This window comes from Streptomyces sp. NPDC002276 (assembly GCF_053891435.1).
Genome location: NZ_JBSFCQ010000016.1, coordinates 76,741 through 91,088, shown reverse-complemented (window position 1 = coordinate 91,088; position 14,348 = coordinate 76,741). Strand labels below are relative to the sequence as shown.

Sequence of the window (14,348 nt, the reverse complement as noted above, 5' to 3'; positions counted from 1 at the left end):
ACGCCGGCACGGGATCGACAGACCTTCAACAACGGGGAGTGCAGTCATGGGTGGGCTACGGCGGACACGGCTGTGGGTCGTCGCTGTCACAGCGAGCGCGCTGGTGGCGACGGGGCTGGGCACTGCCCCGGCCGTGTGGGCGACCGAGCGGCACGGGCACAACACGGTGCCCGTGCCGGCGGCCAAGGACGGCACCGCGGTGGCCTTCAAGGCCAAGAGCGTCACGAAGAACGACCCGGCCAAAGCGGCTGCCGCCCGTACCGCCACGGAACTCGCGAAGGCGACGGTCTGGCCCACGGCATCCTCCGTCACCCTGTCCGTGGCGGACAGGCCGACCCTCGCCAAGACGACCGCGGTGGGCAGACTGCCCCTCAAGCTGAGCGCCCCCACCACCGGCACGGCCCCGGCCAAGGTGGCGGTCCGGGTGGCGGCGCACAACACCGCGACCGACCTCGGCATCCACGGCACCGTGCTCTCCCTGACCCGCGCCGACGGGAGCAAGGCCGACGGCAGGACCCGGCTGACCCTGGACTATTCCGGCTTCGCCAACGCCTACGGCGGCGACTACGCCTCACGGCTCTCCCTGGTGCGCCTGCCCGACTGCGCGCTGACCACCCCAACGGTGAAGAAGTGCCGGAACACAACTCCCGTGGCCACTCAGAACGATGTCGAGCACCACACGCTGACCGCCACCACCTCGGTCAGTGCTTCCGCAGTGACGACTCTTGCCGCGACCGCCGACGCCAAGTCCGGCGCGGGTTCCTACCAGGCAACCTCCCTCAACCCGTCGGCAGCCTGGAACGCCGGCGGCTCCAGCGGCGACTTCACCTGGTCGTACCCGCTGTCCGTACCTCCGTCCAATGGCGGCCCGGCCCCCAACCTGGCCATCACGTACGACTCCCAGAGCGTCGACGGCCGCCTGCCGTCCACCAACAACCAACCGTCCTGGGTCGGTGAGGGCTTCGACCTCTCGACCTCCTACATCGAGCGCTCGTACGACTCCTGCGACGACGACGGCCAGAGCGGCAAGAACGACGAATGCTGGGCGAACGACAACGCCACCCTGATCCTCGGAGGCAAGTCCAGCCCCCTGATCAAGACCAGCTCCGGCGAATGGCACCCCAAGACCGACGACGGTGAACGGGTCGTCCACTCCACCGGGGCCACCAACGGCGACAATGACGGCGAGTACTGGACCGTCACCACGCAGGACGGCACCCAGTACGTCTTCGGCAAGAACCGCCTTCCGGGCTGGACAACAGGGGCCGCCGTCACCAACTCCACCGATACGGTCCCGGTGTTCGGCGACGACTCGGGCGAGCCCGGCTACGACCAGGGCACCGCGTTCTCCGGCCGGGCGCTGACCCAGGCCTGGCGCTGGAACCTGGACTACGTCGTGGACCCGCACGGCAACGCGATGTCGTACTGGTACACCAAGGAGACCAACTACTACGCCAAGAACGGCACCACGACCGACAACGGCACGGCCTACGACCGCGGCGGCTACCTCAGCCGCATCGACTACGGCATCACCTCCTCCACCGTCTTCGGCACCGCTCCGGAGAAAGCCACCTTCACCACCGCCGAACGCTGTCTGGTGGCCAGCGGCGAGGACTGCTCCTCGCTCACCTCCACCACGGCCGCACACTGGCCGGACGTGCCGTTCGACCAGGTCTGCGCCTCCGGCAAGGTGTGTACGGCGACCGGTCCCACGTTCTTCTCCCGCAAGCGCCTGACCGGCGTCAACACCAGTGTCTGGGACGCGAGTCTGGCCACACCCGGCTACCGGGACGTCGACAGCTGGGCGCTCGCCCAGTCCTTCCCGGATCCGGGCGACGGCACCTCCGCGGGCCTGTGGCTGAAGTCCATCACCCGCACCGGCAAGGACGGTTCGACCACCGCCATGCCGCCGGTCACCTTCGCCGGAGTCCAACTCTTCAACAGGGTCGACACCACGCACGACAACATCGCCGCACTGGTCAAGTGGCGGCTGCGGACGGTCACTTCGGAGACCGGTTCGATGCTCACCGTCAACTACTCCGACACCCAGTGCGTCGCGGGCACCACGATGCCCGGCAGCCCGGACTCGGACAACTTGCGCTGCTTCCCGACGTATTGGCAGCCACCGTTCACGGCGGACCCCCAACTCGACTGGTTCCACAAGTACCTTGTCACCCAGATCACGGAGTCCGACCCGACCGGTGGCGCACCGCTGAAGGAGACCGACTACACCTACAACGGGTCTCCGGCCTGGCACTACGACAGCGACAACGTCACCGCTCCGGCCAAGCGCAAGACCTGGTCCCAGTGGCGTGGCTACGGCAGCGTCACCACGACATCGGGTGACGCCCAGTCCACTCGCACCAGGACGGTCACCACCTACTTCCGCGGCATGGACGGCGACAAGCAGTCCGACGGCACCACCCGCAGCGCCAAGGTCACCGATTCCACCGGGACTTCGGTCACCGACTCCGACCCGTTGGCCGGTGCGATACGTGAGGCGATCACGTACAACGGCAGCGCCGAGGTGTCCGGCACGATCACCGACCAGTGGATCCACCAGACCGCCACGGACGGCACCCGGAACGCCACCTTCACCCGGCCCCTGACTGTCCGTACCCGCACGGACCTCTCCTCGGGCGGCACCCGGAACACCTCGGTCACCACGACCTACGACGGCACGACCGGCGCGGCCACGTTCGTCGACGACGCCGGCGACACCGCCGTGACCGGCGACGAGCAGTGCACAAGCACCACGCTCGCGAACAACACCACGAACTGGCTGATGGCCTTCCCCGTACGGGTCGAGACAGTCGACGTCGCATGCGACGCCACCACCAAGCGTCCCGACGACGTGATCTCGGACGTACGCACCCTCTACGACAACCAGGCGTACGGAACCGCCCCGACGCTCGGTGACGAGACCTCGACCCAGCGGCTGTCCGCGTACAACAGCGGCAGCCCGGTCTACCAGACCGTCTCGACCAGCCACTACGACGCCCAGGGCCGCGTCGACTCGGTCAAGGACACCGACCAGAACACGGTCAGCACCACCGCCTACACCCCAGCCACGGGCGGCCCGCTCACCAGCACGGTCACCACGGACGCCAAGGGGTACGCGACCACGACGACCTTCGACCCGGCACGCGGCAGCGCGACCTCGGTCGTCGACCCGAACAACAGGAGGACGGACTACACGTACGACGGCCTGGGCCGCGTGACAGCCCTGTGGCTGGCCAACCGCTCCAAGGCCTCGAAGCAGACCGCGAGCCTCGTCTACACCTACTCGCTCTCCAACACCGCGGCCTCGGCGGTCTCCACCGGCAAACTCAACAACGACGGCACGACGTACGACACCACGTACTCGCTGTACGACGCGATGCTGCGCCCCCGCCAGACACAGACCCCCGCACCGGGTGGCGGCCGGGTGATCGCGGAGACGAAGTACGACAGCCGCGGCCTGGCGGTCGAGTCGGACGCCGACTACTCCGACGCCACCTCCGCGTCGGGAGGCCTGGTCAGCATCACCTCGACAGTCCCGTCCCAGACGCTGACCACGTACGACGGCGCTGGCCGTGCCACGGCGGCCGACTTCTACGCCCTCGGCACCAAACGCTGGACGACCTCCACGGCATACGGCGGCGACCGCATCACGGTCACCCCGCCCCATGGCGGCATCGCCACCACGACCCTGACCGACACCCTCGGCCGTACCACCGAGACCCGTCAGTACGACAACGGCACCCCGACGGGCACCTACACATCCATCAAGTACCACTACGACGCGAAGAGCCGACTGCACGAGGTCGTCGACGACGACGGCAACACCTGGTCGTACGGCTACGACCTGATGGGCCGCAAGACCACTTCCACGGACCCGGACGCCGGCACGTCCAGCACGGTGTACAACGAGCTGGACCAGGTCACCTCCACGACCACGGCCGTCGATACCAGCGACGAGAAGACGCTCAGCTACACGTACGACGTGCTGGGCCGCAAGACGGGGATGTACGACGGCACCACCCAGGACACCGACCACCAGCTCACCAAGTGGACCTACGACTCCCTGCTGAAGGGGCAGCCCACCTCGTCCATCCGTTACGTCGGTGGCTCGGGCACCTCGGGCAAGGCCTACATCAGCCAGGTCGGCGCCTACGACTCCCTGTACCGGCCCACCGTCACCCGGGTCGTCATCCCCTCCGTCACGGGCGAAGAGGCACTGGCAGGCACCTACTCGTCGACAATCGGCTACAACCTCGACGGCACCGTCCAGCTCACCTCGGATCCGGCGGCCGGCGGTCTGCCCTCCGAGTCACTGGAGTACGGCTACAACGACCTGAGCATGCCGACAACGCTCAGCGGCGCGACGGGCTACGTGCAGAACACGGGCTACACCAAACTGAGCGACGTCGACAAGATCACCTTGGGGGTCTCCTCCGCCGACTCCGCCAAGTGGCTCCAGATCACGAACACTTACGAGAACGGCACGCGCCGCCTGCAGCGCGAACTGGTCACGGACGACACGCACACCGCACCCGTCCAGGACACCGCCTACAGCTACGACGACGCCGGAAACCCCACCAAGGTCGCCACACACGCCGACGCCACCGACGACGTGCAGTGCTACCGCTACGACGGCCACGACCGCCTCTCCGAGGCGTGGACCGCGACCGACGGCTGCTCCGCCGACCCGTCGACAGCCGTCCTCGGCGGCCCGGCGCCGTACTGGCAGAGCTACCACTACGACGACCTGGGCAACCGCGACAAGCAGACGAACCACGCGACGACATCGGGCAGTTCCGACACCACGACGTCGTACGTCTACCCTCCGGCGGGCGCCGACCAGCCGCACACGCTGACCTCGTCGACGACGGTCACGGGCAGTACGACGACCACCGACTCGTACAAGTACGACGCGTCCGGCAACACCCACACCCGGACCCTCAACGGCACGACGCAGATGCTCGACTGGGACGCCGAAGGCCACCTCGCGAAGGTCACCAACGCGGACGGCACATCGGCGTCGTACCTCTACGACGCGGACGGCAACCGACTGCTCTCCCGCGACGCCTCCGGCACCACGCTCTACCTGGGCGACACCGAGGTCCACCTGGCCAAGGGCACGAGCACGACCACGGGTACCCGCTACTACAGCTGGGGCGGGCAGACCATCGCGGTCCGCTCCAGCACGGGCAGCCTCCAGTGGCAGGTCACGGACGCGCACGACACGGCGGAAACGGCCGTCGACGCCACAACGCAGACGGCGACGCGCCGCCGCCTGGACCCGTTCGGCAACGCCCGCGGCACGCAGCCCACATCCACCACCTGGCTGGGCGACAAGGGCTTCGTCAACGGCGTTCAGGACACCACCAGCGGCCTCACCCACCTGGGCGCCCGCGAGTACGACCCGACGATCGGCCGCTTCGTCTCCGACGACCCGGTCCTCGAACTCGCCGACGCCCAGCAGATCGACGGCTACACCTACGCGGCCAACAACCCGATCACCGGCAGCGACCCGACCGGGCTCATGAACGTGCCCACAACGGGCGGCGGCGACGGTACGGAATCGGCGAAGGCTCTCGACGGCTCGGGGGGCAACAACGGCACCCACCACAGTGGTGGTGGCAGTTCCCACAAGAGCTGCGGGTGGTCCCTCTCCTGCCATGTGTCCCACATCGCGCACAAGACCTACGAGACCATCCAGCGGCACCCGGTGATCGCTGCTGTCGTGGCCACAGCGGTCGTCGTCGGAGTGGTCGCCTGTGTTGTCGGAACGGTCGGCGGATGCGGGGTCGTCCTCGGGGCCGCTGCCGAAGGCTTCACAGCGGGGGCCGAAGCAGGCAGTCTCGGCGCTGCAGCGGTCGGGGCATCCGTCGGGGCCATCAGCCAAGGCGGCGCTGTCGTCCTCGGATCATCGGCCATCGCCGGCGCGGGGGCGGCAGCCGTCGCCGAAGGAACCGAAACGGCCGCCGCCTCCAAGGCGGCGACCAGTTCCGGCGCCAAGGCGGCTGACAACGCGGCGGAAAGCACTGCTGCCTCCGGCGCGTCCAGGGGCGGTGCACGCGCGGACACCGCAGCGCCCAAGAGCGGTGCCAGCGGCTGTACTCACAGCTTCCTGCCCGCGACAAAGGTGCTCATGGCCGACGGCCACGAGAAGCAGATCAAGAACATCAAGCAGGGCGACAAGGTCAGGGCCACCGACCCCGAGACCGGGAAGACCCAGGCTCGTACCGTCAAGAAACTGATCACGACGAAGGACGACAAGGACTTCGCCACCATCACGATCCGCGCTGGCGGCAAATCATCGAAGATCGTCGCTACGGTGACCCACCCCTTCTGGGCAGAGTCCCAGGGAGCATGGATCGATGCCGGTCACCTCAAGCCTGGCATGCGACTTCGTACAGCCTCAGGTCCCGCCGTCACGATCTTTTCCGTGAAGATCTGGCACCATCAGCATCTCACTCACGACCTGACTGTCTCTGTCACGCATACGTACTATGTGCTGGCGGGGGCCACTCCGGTCCTCGTTCACAATTGCGGATCTGAGGCTAGAGCCGCAGCGCAATCGGCGCCTGCGGACGCCACGATGAGCGCAGCAGCTCGGTTCCGGGGTACCGATATGGTTTCCACTGGCCACTCTGGACATTCGTCCAGCCCGGCCTATTTCGAGCCCGAGATTGATTCTGCTCTCGCGGATGGTGGGCAGATCGCTGGCCGCGGAGCGGATAACTGCGCAGAGATCCGGGCTTGCAATACTCTCATCGCCGAACATGGAGCCGATTTCGAGGATCAAGTCGGACGCTCGCTACGATTGAGCGACATCGAATTCTTGACCGTTCGCAGTGCAACAGGCGTCCCGGAAGCGGCGTGCCTATCCTGCCAGAGTGTTCTTGTTCGACGCGGAGCGATGGACCTATCGAGGTGAGAAGAATGCGTGAGTCGGAGCTAGTGGAATTTCTCAGCTCGTTTGGCTGGGCGGTGGCTGGGGCGCGCCGTGAAGTAGATGCCATCGTGGCAGGTCTGGAGCGTGTGGGCTTCGCCTGTCATGAGGAGGCAACGACCTTCTTGGGTGAATATCTCGACCTGAAGATCGACCACCGTCCAGCCCTCGTTATCGCTGGAGAGAGGGTCTCAAGCTGGACGCATTTCGATCCGTCTCCCGTGTGCACGCCCCGTGATGCGGACGTGGCTCGCCGATGCGCAGAGGTAGCCGGCACCGCTCTGTTCCCGATTGGAGTGGACAGCTTCCATCTGACCGTATATTCGGGAAGTAGTGGAAGGTTCTATGCAGGGTTCGATTCATCCGTCTACCAATATGGGGAAGATTGCAATGCGATGTTCTCGATGATGAAGGCTGGAGTCCGTCCAGTCTCATTGGGTGAGTGGACGCTTCAGTGAAAATGTTCCGCACTAGAATCGATTTACGATGCGTGGTGCGACTTTTCTCAAGTGCATGCGAGGGCGCAGCGGGCAGCAGGTTCGGCTTTGCCTGAAAGGCGCGCACTGTTAGTAAACCTCAAATCTGCATCCGAGAAGCTATGCAATGCGAGAATGAAGTGAGATTGGTCACGTGATGCATTAAATCCGGCAAGGGTAGGTGTAAAAATCGTCGGCCTGGGTCGAAATTCTGGAGCGAGTCGGGTTCGCTTTAAAACCATTGGCGCTCCAGATCTGGGAGGAATTGAGGGGGGCTGGCGATCGTCAGTTCGGAGGACCGTGTCCCGGGCCCCGGCTTTGTCTCTCGATATTGAACCAGTGGATGCTTGTATCTACTCATTCGAGGAATCGGTCAGGTTGAGTGAGAGGTTTCGTGAGAACTTCTCTCCTCTCGGAATGTGTAGGAGTGGGAGCCGTGCTCGGTAAGCCGACTGGGCGGCTTGAAAATAAAGTGGAGTGGGTGCATGACGTGGTCGCGGTAAACCGTGATGGTGTCGAGAGGATCCCGTCCGTGGTTTCCAGGACGATGGGGAAGCAGTGGTACAGAGATCACCTGGCTGACATGGATCCGCTGCGGGGAACCCGGCCGGACGGGGCGCTGGTGGAGTATGTCGCGGACTCGGGTGCGGCAGTGGGTGTGACCGGCCGGCCGGTGTTGGTGCTGGCCCCTCACGGGCGAAGGATCGCGGCGCGTTTGGTGGACACAGTGTTCGCGTCCGTGTTCGCGTTCCTCGGCTTCGCCGCAGTGGTGCTTTCAACTGACGGCGCCCTACTGGTGGTTCTTATGCCGGTCGGGTTTATGGCCGGCGGCCTGTTCTACTGCGTGCCCATGGTGCATTGGTGGGGTGCGACTGTCGGCAAGCGAATATTTGGGCTGCGAGTTGTTCGGCTGTGGTCGGACGGGACACTCCCGCCCTCATGGAGGGACGCGTTCATTCGGGAGTTCGATCGTGGGGGCTTCCTGGCGCTCCCTGTGCTGAACATCTTGGTCGGCGCGATCCTTTTGGCGCAGATGTCCAAGGACCGTGCTTCGTACCACGTGAGTCAATTCGACCGTGCCGCCCGCACTGTTGTTGTTCGGTGGCCGGCGGCTGTGGCACCGGAATGAGGAAGTGATGAGGCAGGGGATGCAGAGAGCACGGCGTTCTGCGGGGACGCTGACCGCGGTGGACGTGCTGTTGCGGTGGACGTGGATCCGACGACGCTCGCCCGCGCAGGACATCGAGGACTTCAAGAGTGGACAGGCACTGCTTGTCATGGGGATGACGAAGACCATCGCGGGGGAAGTTACGGCCAAGGTCGGGAAGGGCAAGCAGATCGTGAGGCTCAGATCGGGGCACCTGAGCCTCACCGCCGGTGGGGAGCCGGTCTGGAGTGATCGGCGGGGGGATCGGAGTGCGACCCTCAAGCCGCCGTTCTCGCTCAAACCCGGTGAGAAGGTGCGGCTGGGCCCGAAGTTCGAGCGCTACGAACTCGTCACCGAGGACGGGACGTTCGACCTGATAGTCACCAAGGTGGACGGGAAGCTGGTGCGATACGCCTTCGGGCAGGCGCACAGCGGAAACGAAGTGCCGTAGCCAATGGGCTTCTTGACTGGACGGAGGCGAGGTTTCACGAGTTACGAACGAACCTCGCTGCGAGGGCCGTGAGCGCGCTCGCCGAGTGGAGTCGACTTCCGCCCGCACAAGCCCGCCTGACGAGCAGGAAGGCAACCGGCCGAGCGCTCCACTCGACCTGGCTTTCGCCTGCTCTCGCGGTGAACGTGCCGGGCTCTGCGGCCTTGAGGCGCAGGACCGCCATCCACTGCCCATGGTCGAGCCAGTGGAGCGCGTGGTCCTGGTCCTCGGGATCGAGCGCGGAGACCAGGGCGCGTACGGAGAGCCGCATTCATACGAGGGCCTGCTCGGCGGTGTCGGCACGGCGCGCCTGAATGCCGTTGCCGCGCGGGCTGTGTGCCGTGAATTCGCACCACCAGGCCGACTGTGCAAGGGCCTTGGATCGATGAAGCAGACTCATGACTGCTCCCCGGCGTGGACCGGCAGGCGAGCCCACACCGTCTTGCCCGTGCTGCGTGGCCGTACGCCCCAGCTCTCGGCGAGGGTGTCGACGAGGAACAGCCCCCGACCGCACAGGTCTTCCGGGGTGGCCTTCCGGAGTTCGGGCGTCTGCCACTGGTAGGGGTCGGAGACCTCCAGCACCAGGACGTCATCACGCCGACGTAAGGCCAGCTCGAAGTAATCGCCCGTGCCTTTGGTGTGGTTGACGACATTGGTGGCCAACTCGCTGGTGATGAGGATGCTGTCCTCGACGAGGTGGCTCAGTCTCCACTCGATCAGGATCTCGCTGACGTGCCGTCACGCGACGCCACGGAGTCCCTGCGGACCCGCAACCTCGTTACGTGCGTGCGCCCGGACATGCGTCCCCCAAGGGTCGGTGGGCAGGCGGTCGAAGGTCACTCGAAGCTGAAGATTGACGACCCTGAGTGATGCAATCCGCGCTATACCTGACACTCGGCAGGCGGACTGGCTTGGGGAGAGAGGGAGAGGCGACATGCCCGCGGGTGGGAAGCCCACGGTCCGTAGTCGGCGGCTTGGGGCGACTCTCAAGCGTCTACGGCTGGCGGCGCGCCTTGATCAGGAACATGCGGCTGAGGCGGTGGCGTGCTCAACAGCCAAGATCAGCCGCATGGAGTCCGGGGCGGTGGCCGCTCGTGTCGGCGATGTGCGGATGTTGCTCGACCTCTACGGGGTCGAGGATGTCGACACGCGTCGGAGGCTCGAAGCCTTGGCACGCAACAGCAACAAGAGGGGCTGGTGGCTCAACTTCCAGTTTCAGCCGCCGAATCTCGACCGCCTGGGTGACTACCTCTCACTTGAGGCGGACGCGACGTACATCCGGAGCCGGCAGCCCGTGTTCATTCCCGGGCTGCTGCAAACGCCCGAATACACAAAGGCGTTGACCGATGCCAACCCGGAGGTGTTCGTCGAGTCGGCGGCGGACGAGATCGTCAAAGTCCGGCAGGAGCGTCGCCGGGTGTTCGAGGAGTCTGGTGCGCGGTTCGCGGCCGTCGTATGGGAGCCGGCGCTAACCGGTCCGATGCCGTCGCCCCAGGTCCATCGTGAGGCGCTCGCGCATCTCATGAAGGTGGCCGCGCAGCCGAACGTGACCATTCAGGTGCTTCCGCACGGTGAGTGGGCCGCCGCCAGGGTCGCGCCCGCGTTCGTCGCACTCTCGTACGCGAACGAAGCATCCCCGGAGGTCATCGTGCAGGACACGATGGTCAACAGCGTCATCCTCGAAGATCATGAGGACATGGCCGGTTACCTGCACGCCTTCGAGGCGCTCAGGTCCGCCGCACTCACCCCGGACCAGAGCAGGCAAAGAAGGCCCCCGCGAGTCACGTCCTCGTGGGGGCCTTCCTCTTTGTTCGTCCGCCCGCGTGAAAGGTGAGAAGACGATCACGAGGCAGGACGTTTCGGTGAGGTCATACGGGCAGGATCGTCTGTCGGGACCTCGCCGCCTCGTAACGCCGGGCCACGTCCTGCCAGTTGACGACCGCCCACATCGCGTCGATGAAGTCGACCTTCTGGTTCTTGTACTGGAGGTAGAAGGCGTGCTCCCAGGCGTCGAAGACCAGGAGCGGGGTGGAGCCCTGGCCGACGTTGCCCTGGTGGTCGTAGATCTGCTCGACGATGAGGCGGTCGCTGAGGGGTTCGTGGGCGAGGACGCCCCAGCCTGAACCCTGTGTCGTCGCGGCGGCCTTGGTGAGCTGGGCCTTGAAGCCGGTGAAGGAGCCGAAGGACTCGGTGATCGCGGCGGCCAACTCGCCCACGCCGTCTGCCTCCAGGGGCTCGCCGCCGCCGTCGCCGGTCATGTTCCGCCAGTAGATGGAGTGCAGGATGTGGCCGGAGAGGTGGAAGGCCAGGCTCTTCTGTAGGCCGTTGACCGAGCCCCACTGCTCCTTGTCGCGCGCCTCCGCCAGCTGCTCCAGCGTGTCGTTGGCTCCCTTGACGTAGGCCGCGTGGTGCTTGTCGTGGTGCAGCTCGATGATCTCGGGGCTGATCACGGGGGCGAGCGCGGAGTAGTCGTAGGGCAGGTCGGGCAGCGTGTAGACGGGCATGTCGGATCGATCCCCTCCGGACTTCGTCACTTCTTATTGCGACTTACTTGCAGGTGCAGATTAGCGGCAGTAGGGCGGAGTGTGGGGGTCGGCGTGCCCATGGGGAGTGCGGGTCGACGGCAGGCGAACTACGATCTGATCGCACAACAGCTACGGGGGTGGCAGTCATGGGGCCCGAGATCGCCGAGCTCGCCAGCAGCGCGGGCACGACGATGGTGACGCTGATGGCCGGTCAGGCCTGGGAGTCGGCGCGGGACGGGATGGTCGCGCTCTGGCAGCGGTTCCAGCCCGCCCGAGCCGAGGCGGTCGGCGGTGAGCTGGAGGCCACCCGGGAGGATCTGCTCCTCGCCCGTGCGGCCGGTGACACGGACACCGAGGCCGAGTTGACCGCCGAATGGCAGGCCCGACTACGTCGGCTGCTGCTTGCGCGACCCGAGGTCGCCGACGAACTGCGGCGCATCCTCGCCGAGTTGAGCCCCGGGCCTCCGGAGCCGCGTCCTTCGGTGGAGGTACGTCTGCGCGCCGAAGCGTCCGGCAGCGGACGGGTCTACCAGGCCGGACGCGACCAGCACATCACCGAACGATGAGTGAACTCGGCGCCCGCGCCTCGGGTCAGGGCCGGATCTTCCAGACCTCCGGTGACCAGTACATCGAGGAACATCACCATCACTACGACGGCGGTGGCTCCGGTCCGCTCTTCGGCGAACGGGTCGTACCCCCGGAGTCGACGGCCGGATCGGCGGCCCCGGACTCTGTGCGCATGCCATTGGTGGGCCGCCCGCCGGGCATCCTGCGCAACCGCGAGGAGCTGCGCGCGCTGCTCGGAGCGGCCGTCGCCGCACCGGGGCACGCCGTCCACGTCGTGCACGGAATGGGCGGCTGCGGCAAGACCGCGCTGGCGCACTGGCTGTTCACCCGGGCGGTGCGCGAAGAAGGGCGGATCGGCTTCTGGGTGAACGCGTCCGAGCGGATGTCCCTGCGTGCGGGGATGCTGGCGGTGGCGGGCGACCGGGGTGCCGCGGCGGGGGAGTTGGCGGCCGCGGCGGCGGGGCAGCGTGCGGCGGCCGACCTGGTCTGGCACTACCTCGACCACTCGGCCGAGCCCTGGCTGCTCGTCCTCGACAACGCCGACGATCCGACGGTTCTGGAGGACGGCGCGTGGCTGCGGACCAGTGGGCAGGGCACGGTGCTGGTCACCACACGGCATGCCACCTCCGCGCTGTGGCGGGGGCCGGGAGTGACCCGCCACGCTCTGGGGGTCCTGCCGCTGGAGGACGCGGCGCAGGTCCTGTGTGATCTGGCGCCGGACGCGGGGGACCTGGACTCGGCACGGAAGGTCGCCGAGCGCCTGGGACGCCTGCCGCTCGCCCTCGCCCTCGCGGGTTCCCATCTCGCCCATCAACTGCTGGAGTCCTGGTCCATGGACGAGTACGACCGCAAGCTGGGCGAGGAGTCGACGGCGATCGTGGACCAGGGGGCCGACGGATACGGCGACCGGTCCCGCCATCTGGTCGGGCGCACCTGGCAGTTGTCCCTGGACGCGCTGGCACGGCAGGGTCTCCCCGAGGCGACGACACTGCTGCGGCTGCTCTCCCTGCTGGCGGCGGATCCGGTGCCGCTGCGTGTGCTCGCACCGCTGGCACGGGGGGAAGCCGCTGCCGAGAGACTCGAACCGGCCCTGACCGCAACGCGGTTGGAGCCCGCGTTGCGGGGGCTGCTCGACCACTCACTGGCCGAGTTGGTCCAGACGGACGGGGTGCGCTGCGTCCAGGCGCACGGAGTGCTGCTGGACAGCGTGGCGGCGACGATGCCGGAGCAACAGCGCGGAGTCCTGGCGGAGTTGGCGGCCGACCTGCTGAACGCGGCGTTGCCCGACGGAGACGTCGATCCCACGGAGGCCCGGAGCGGACTCGCGCTGCTCGCACCGCACGCCTCGGCCCTGCTGAAGGCCGGACCTGGTGAACGTACCGCGGTGTTGGCCGTGCATGTCGTCCGAGAGGCCATCGAGGCGGGGGACTTCCCAGGCGCTCTGGCCCTTGCCCCCGGTGTCGCCGATCGCGTCGAGGGACTGTTGGGCACCTCCCACCAGGTGGCACTGGACGCCCGGGACGCCCAGGCCAGAGTGCTGTTCCGGATGGGGCACTACGCCGAGTCCGAGGCGCTCTACCGTCAGGTCCTCGCCCGATGCGAAGCCGTTCTCGGGCCCGACCACCCGGACACCCTGCGCAGCCGCTTCGGCCTCCAGGCACCGCTCGATCTGCTCGGCCGGGACGAGGAGGCGGAGCAGTTGCTCCGCAGCGTGCTCGACGGGCAGCGGCGGGTGCTGGGGGAGACCTCCCGGGACACGCTGTACACCTGGGCGATCTTGCTGGAGCTGCTGATACAGCTTGGCCGGGCCGAGGAGTTCGAGGACGAGGGACATCGGTTGATCGGATTGTGCGAACGCGAGTTGCCCCCGGGCGACTACTCGACGGTCGTGGCACGTCACAACTATGCCCATGGGCTGCTGGAGTTGGGCCGGTGCGAAGAGGCGGAGCCCCTCGCGCTCCAGGTAATGGCCGACAGGATTCGCCTGCACGGTGTCGACCACCCCATGGCGCTGTCCGCACGGTATCTCCTCGCCGAGATCGCATACGGTCTGGGCAGAACGGGCGAGGCTGTCGAGATGCTCCAGGAGATCATCGAGGGTCGGGACCGAGTGCTCGGCCCCGATCACCCGATCGTGGTGGGGGACCGTGAACGCCTTGCCACCTGGCAGGCCGAAGCCCGGCCTTGATCAGTCCCGCCTCCA

At 66.8% G+C, this 14,348-nt stretch carries 11 protein-coding genes; 7 read left to right on the top strand and 4 right to left on the bottom strand.

What is annotated here, in order from left to right:
- Positions 1-46 precede the first annotated feature (46 nt).
- The 4 genes from ACWIHT_RS33930 to ACWIHT_RS33915 all read left to right on the top strand — a co-directional run bounded on the left by ACWIHT_RS33930 (position 47) and on the right by ACWIHT_RS33915 (position 9,014).
- A complete protein-coding gene (locus ACWIHT_RS33930; protein ID WP_456172139.1) occupies positions 47-6,925 on the top strand; it encodes a polymorphic toxin-type HINT domain-containing protein in 6,879 nt (2,292 codons plus the stop codon).
- Positions 6,926-6,930: 5 nt separating this feature from the next.
- Complete coding sequence (locus tag ACWIHT_RS33925; RefSeq protein ID WP_456172138.1) at positions 6,931-7,398, top strand: SUKH-3 domain-containing protein; 468 nt, start codon at positions 6,931-6,933, stop codon at positions 7,396-7,398.
- A gap of 454 nt (positions 7,399-7,852) precedes the next feature.
- Complete coding sequence (locus ACWIHT_RS33920; RefSeq protein ID WP_456172137.1) at positions 7,853-8,545, top strand: RDD family protein; 693 nt, start codon at positions 7,853-7,855, stop codon at positions 8,543-8,545.
- Positions 8,546-8,564: 19 nt separating this feature from the next.
- Entirely contained in the window at positions 8,565-9,014 is a 450-nt protein-coding gene (locus ACWIHT_RS33915) for a hypothetical protein (protein WP_456172136.1), read from the top strand.
- Between the two features lie 34 nt (positions 9,015-9,048).
- Here the strand turns inward: ACWIHT_RS33915 and ACWIHT_RS33910 are convergent, their stop codons facing one another.
- The 3 genes from ACWIHT_RS33910 to ACWIHT_RS33900 are packed head-to-tail and all read right to left on the bottom strand — an operon-like array spanning position 9,049 to position 9,716.
- Positions 9,049-9,324, bottom strand: coding sequence for a hypothetical protein (locus ACWIHT_RS33910; RefSeq protein WP_456172135.1), 276 nt, complete (start codon positions 9,322-9,324; stop codon positions 9,049-9,051).
- Entirely contained in the window at positions 9,325-9,453 is a 129-nt protein-coding gene (locus ACWIHT_RS33905; RefSeq protein WP_456172134.1) for a hypothetical protein, read from the bottom strand.
- Positions 9,450-9,716 (bottom strand): ATP-binding protein, encoded by a 267-nt coding sequence (locus ACWIHT_RS33900; protein WP_456172133.1) that lies wholly within the window; start codon positions 9,714-9,716, stop codon positions 9,450-9,452. Before ACWIHT_RS33900 ends, ACWIHT_RS33905 begins: the two co-directional genes overlap by 4 nt.
- 271 nt (positions 9,717-9,987) lie before the next feature.
- Between ACWIHT_RS33900 and ACWIHT_RS33895 the strand changes: the two genes are divergently transcribed.
- Entirely contained in the window at positions 9,988-10,887 is a 900-nt protein-coding gene (locus ACWIHT_RS33895) for a helix-turn-helix domain-containing protein (protein ID WP_456172132.1), read from the top strand.
- A 34-nt stretch (positions 10,888-10,921) separates the two neighbouring features.
- Here ACWIHT_RS33895 and ACWIHT_RS33890 read toward each other — a convergent pair whose 3' ends face one another.
- Positions 10,922-11,557, bottom strand: a complete 636-nt coding sequence (locus tag ACWIHT_RS33890; protein ID WP_456172131.1) for a superoxide dismutase — start codon at positions 11,555-11,557, stop codon at positions 10,922-10,924.
- A gap of 167 nt (positions 11,558-11,724) precedes the next feature.
- Here ACWIHT_RS33890 and ACWIHT_RS33885 point away from each other — a divergent pair, with 167 nt between their 5' ends.
- Together ACWIHT_RS33885 and ACWIHT_RS33880 are read left to right on the top strand one after the other, a co-directional pair.
- Positions 11,725-12,144, top strand: a complete 420-nt coding sequence (locus ACWIHT_RS33885; protein WP_456172130.1) for a hypothetical protein — start codon at positions 11,725-11,727, stop codon at positions 12,142-12,144.
- Positions 12,141-14,333 carry a tetratricopeptide repeat protein gene (locus ACWIHT_RS33880; protein WP_456172129.1) on the top strand — a complete coding sequence of 731 codons (2,193 nt, stop codon included), beginning with the start codon at positions 12,141-12,143 and terminating at the stop codon, positions 14,331-14,333. The genes ACWIHT_RS33885 and ACWIHT_RS33880 overlap by 4 nt, the downstream gene beginning before the upstream one ends.
- Positions 14,334-14,348: the final 15 nt, after the last annotated feature.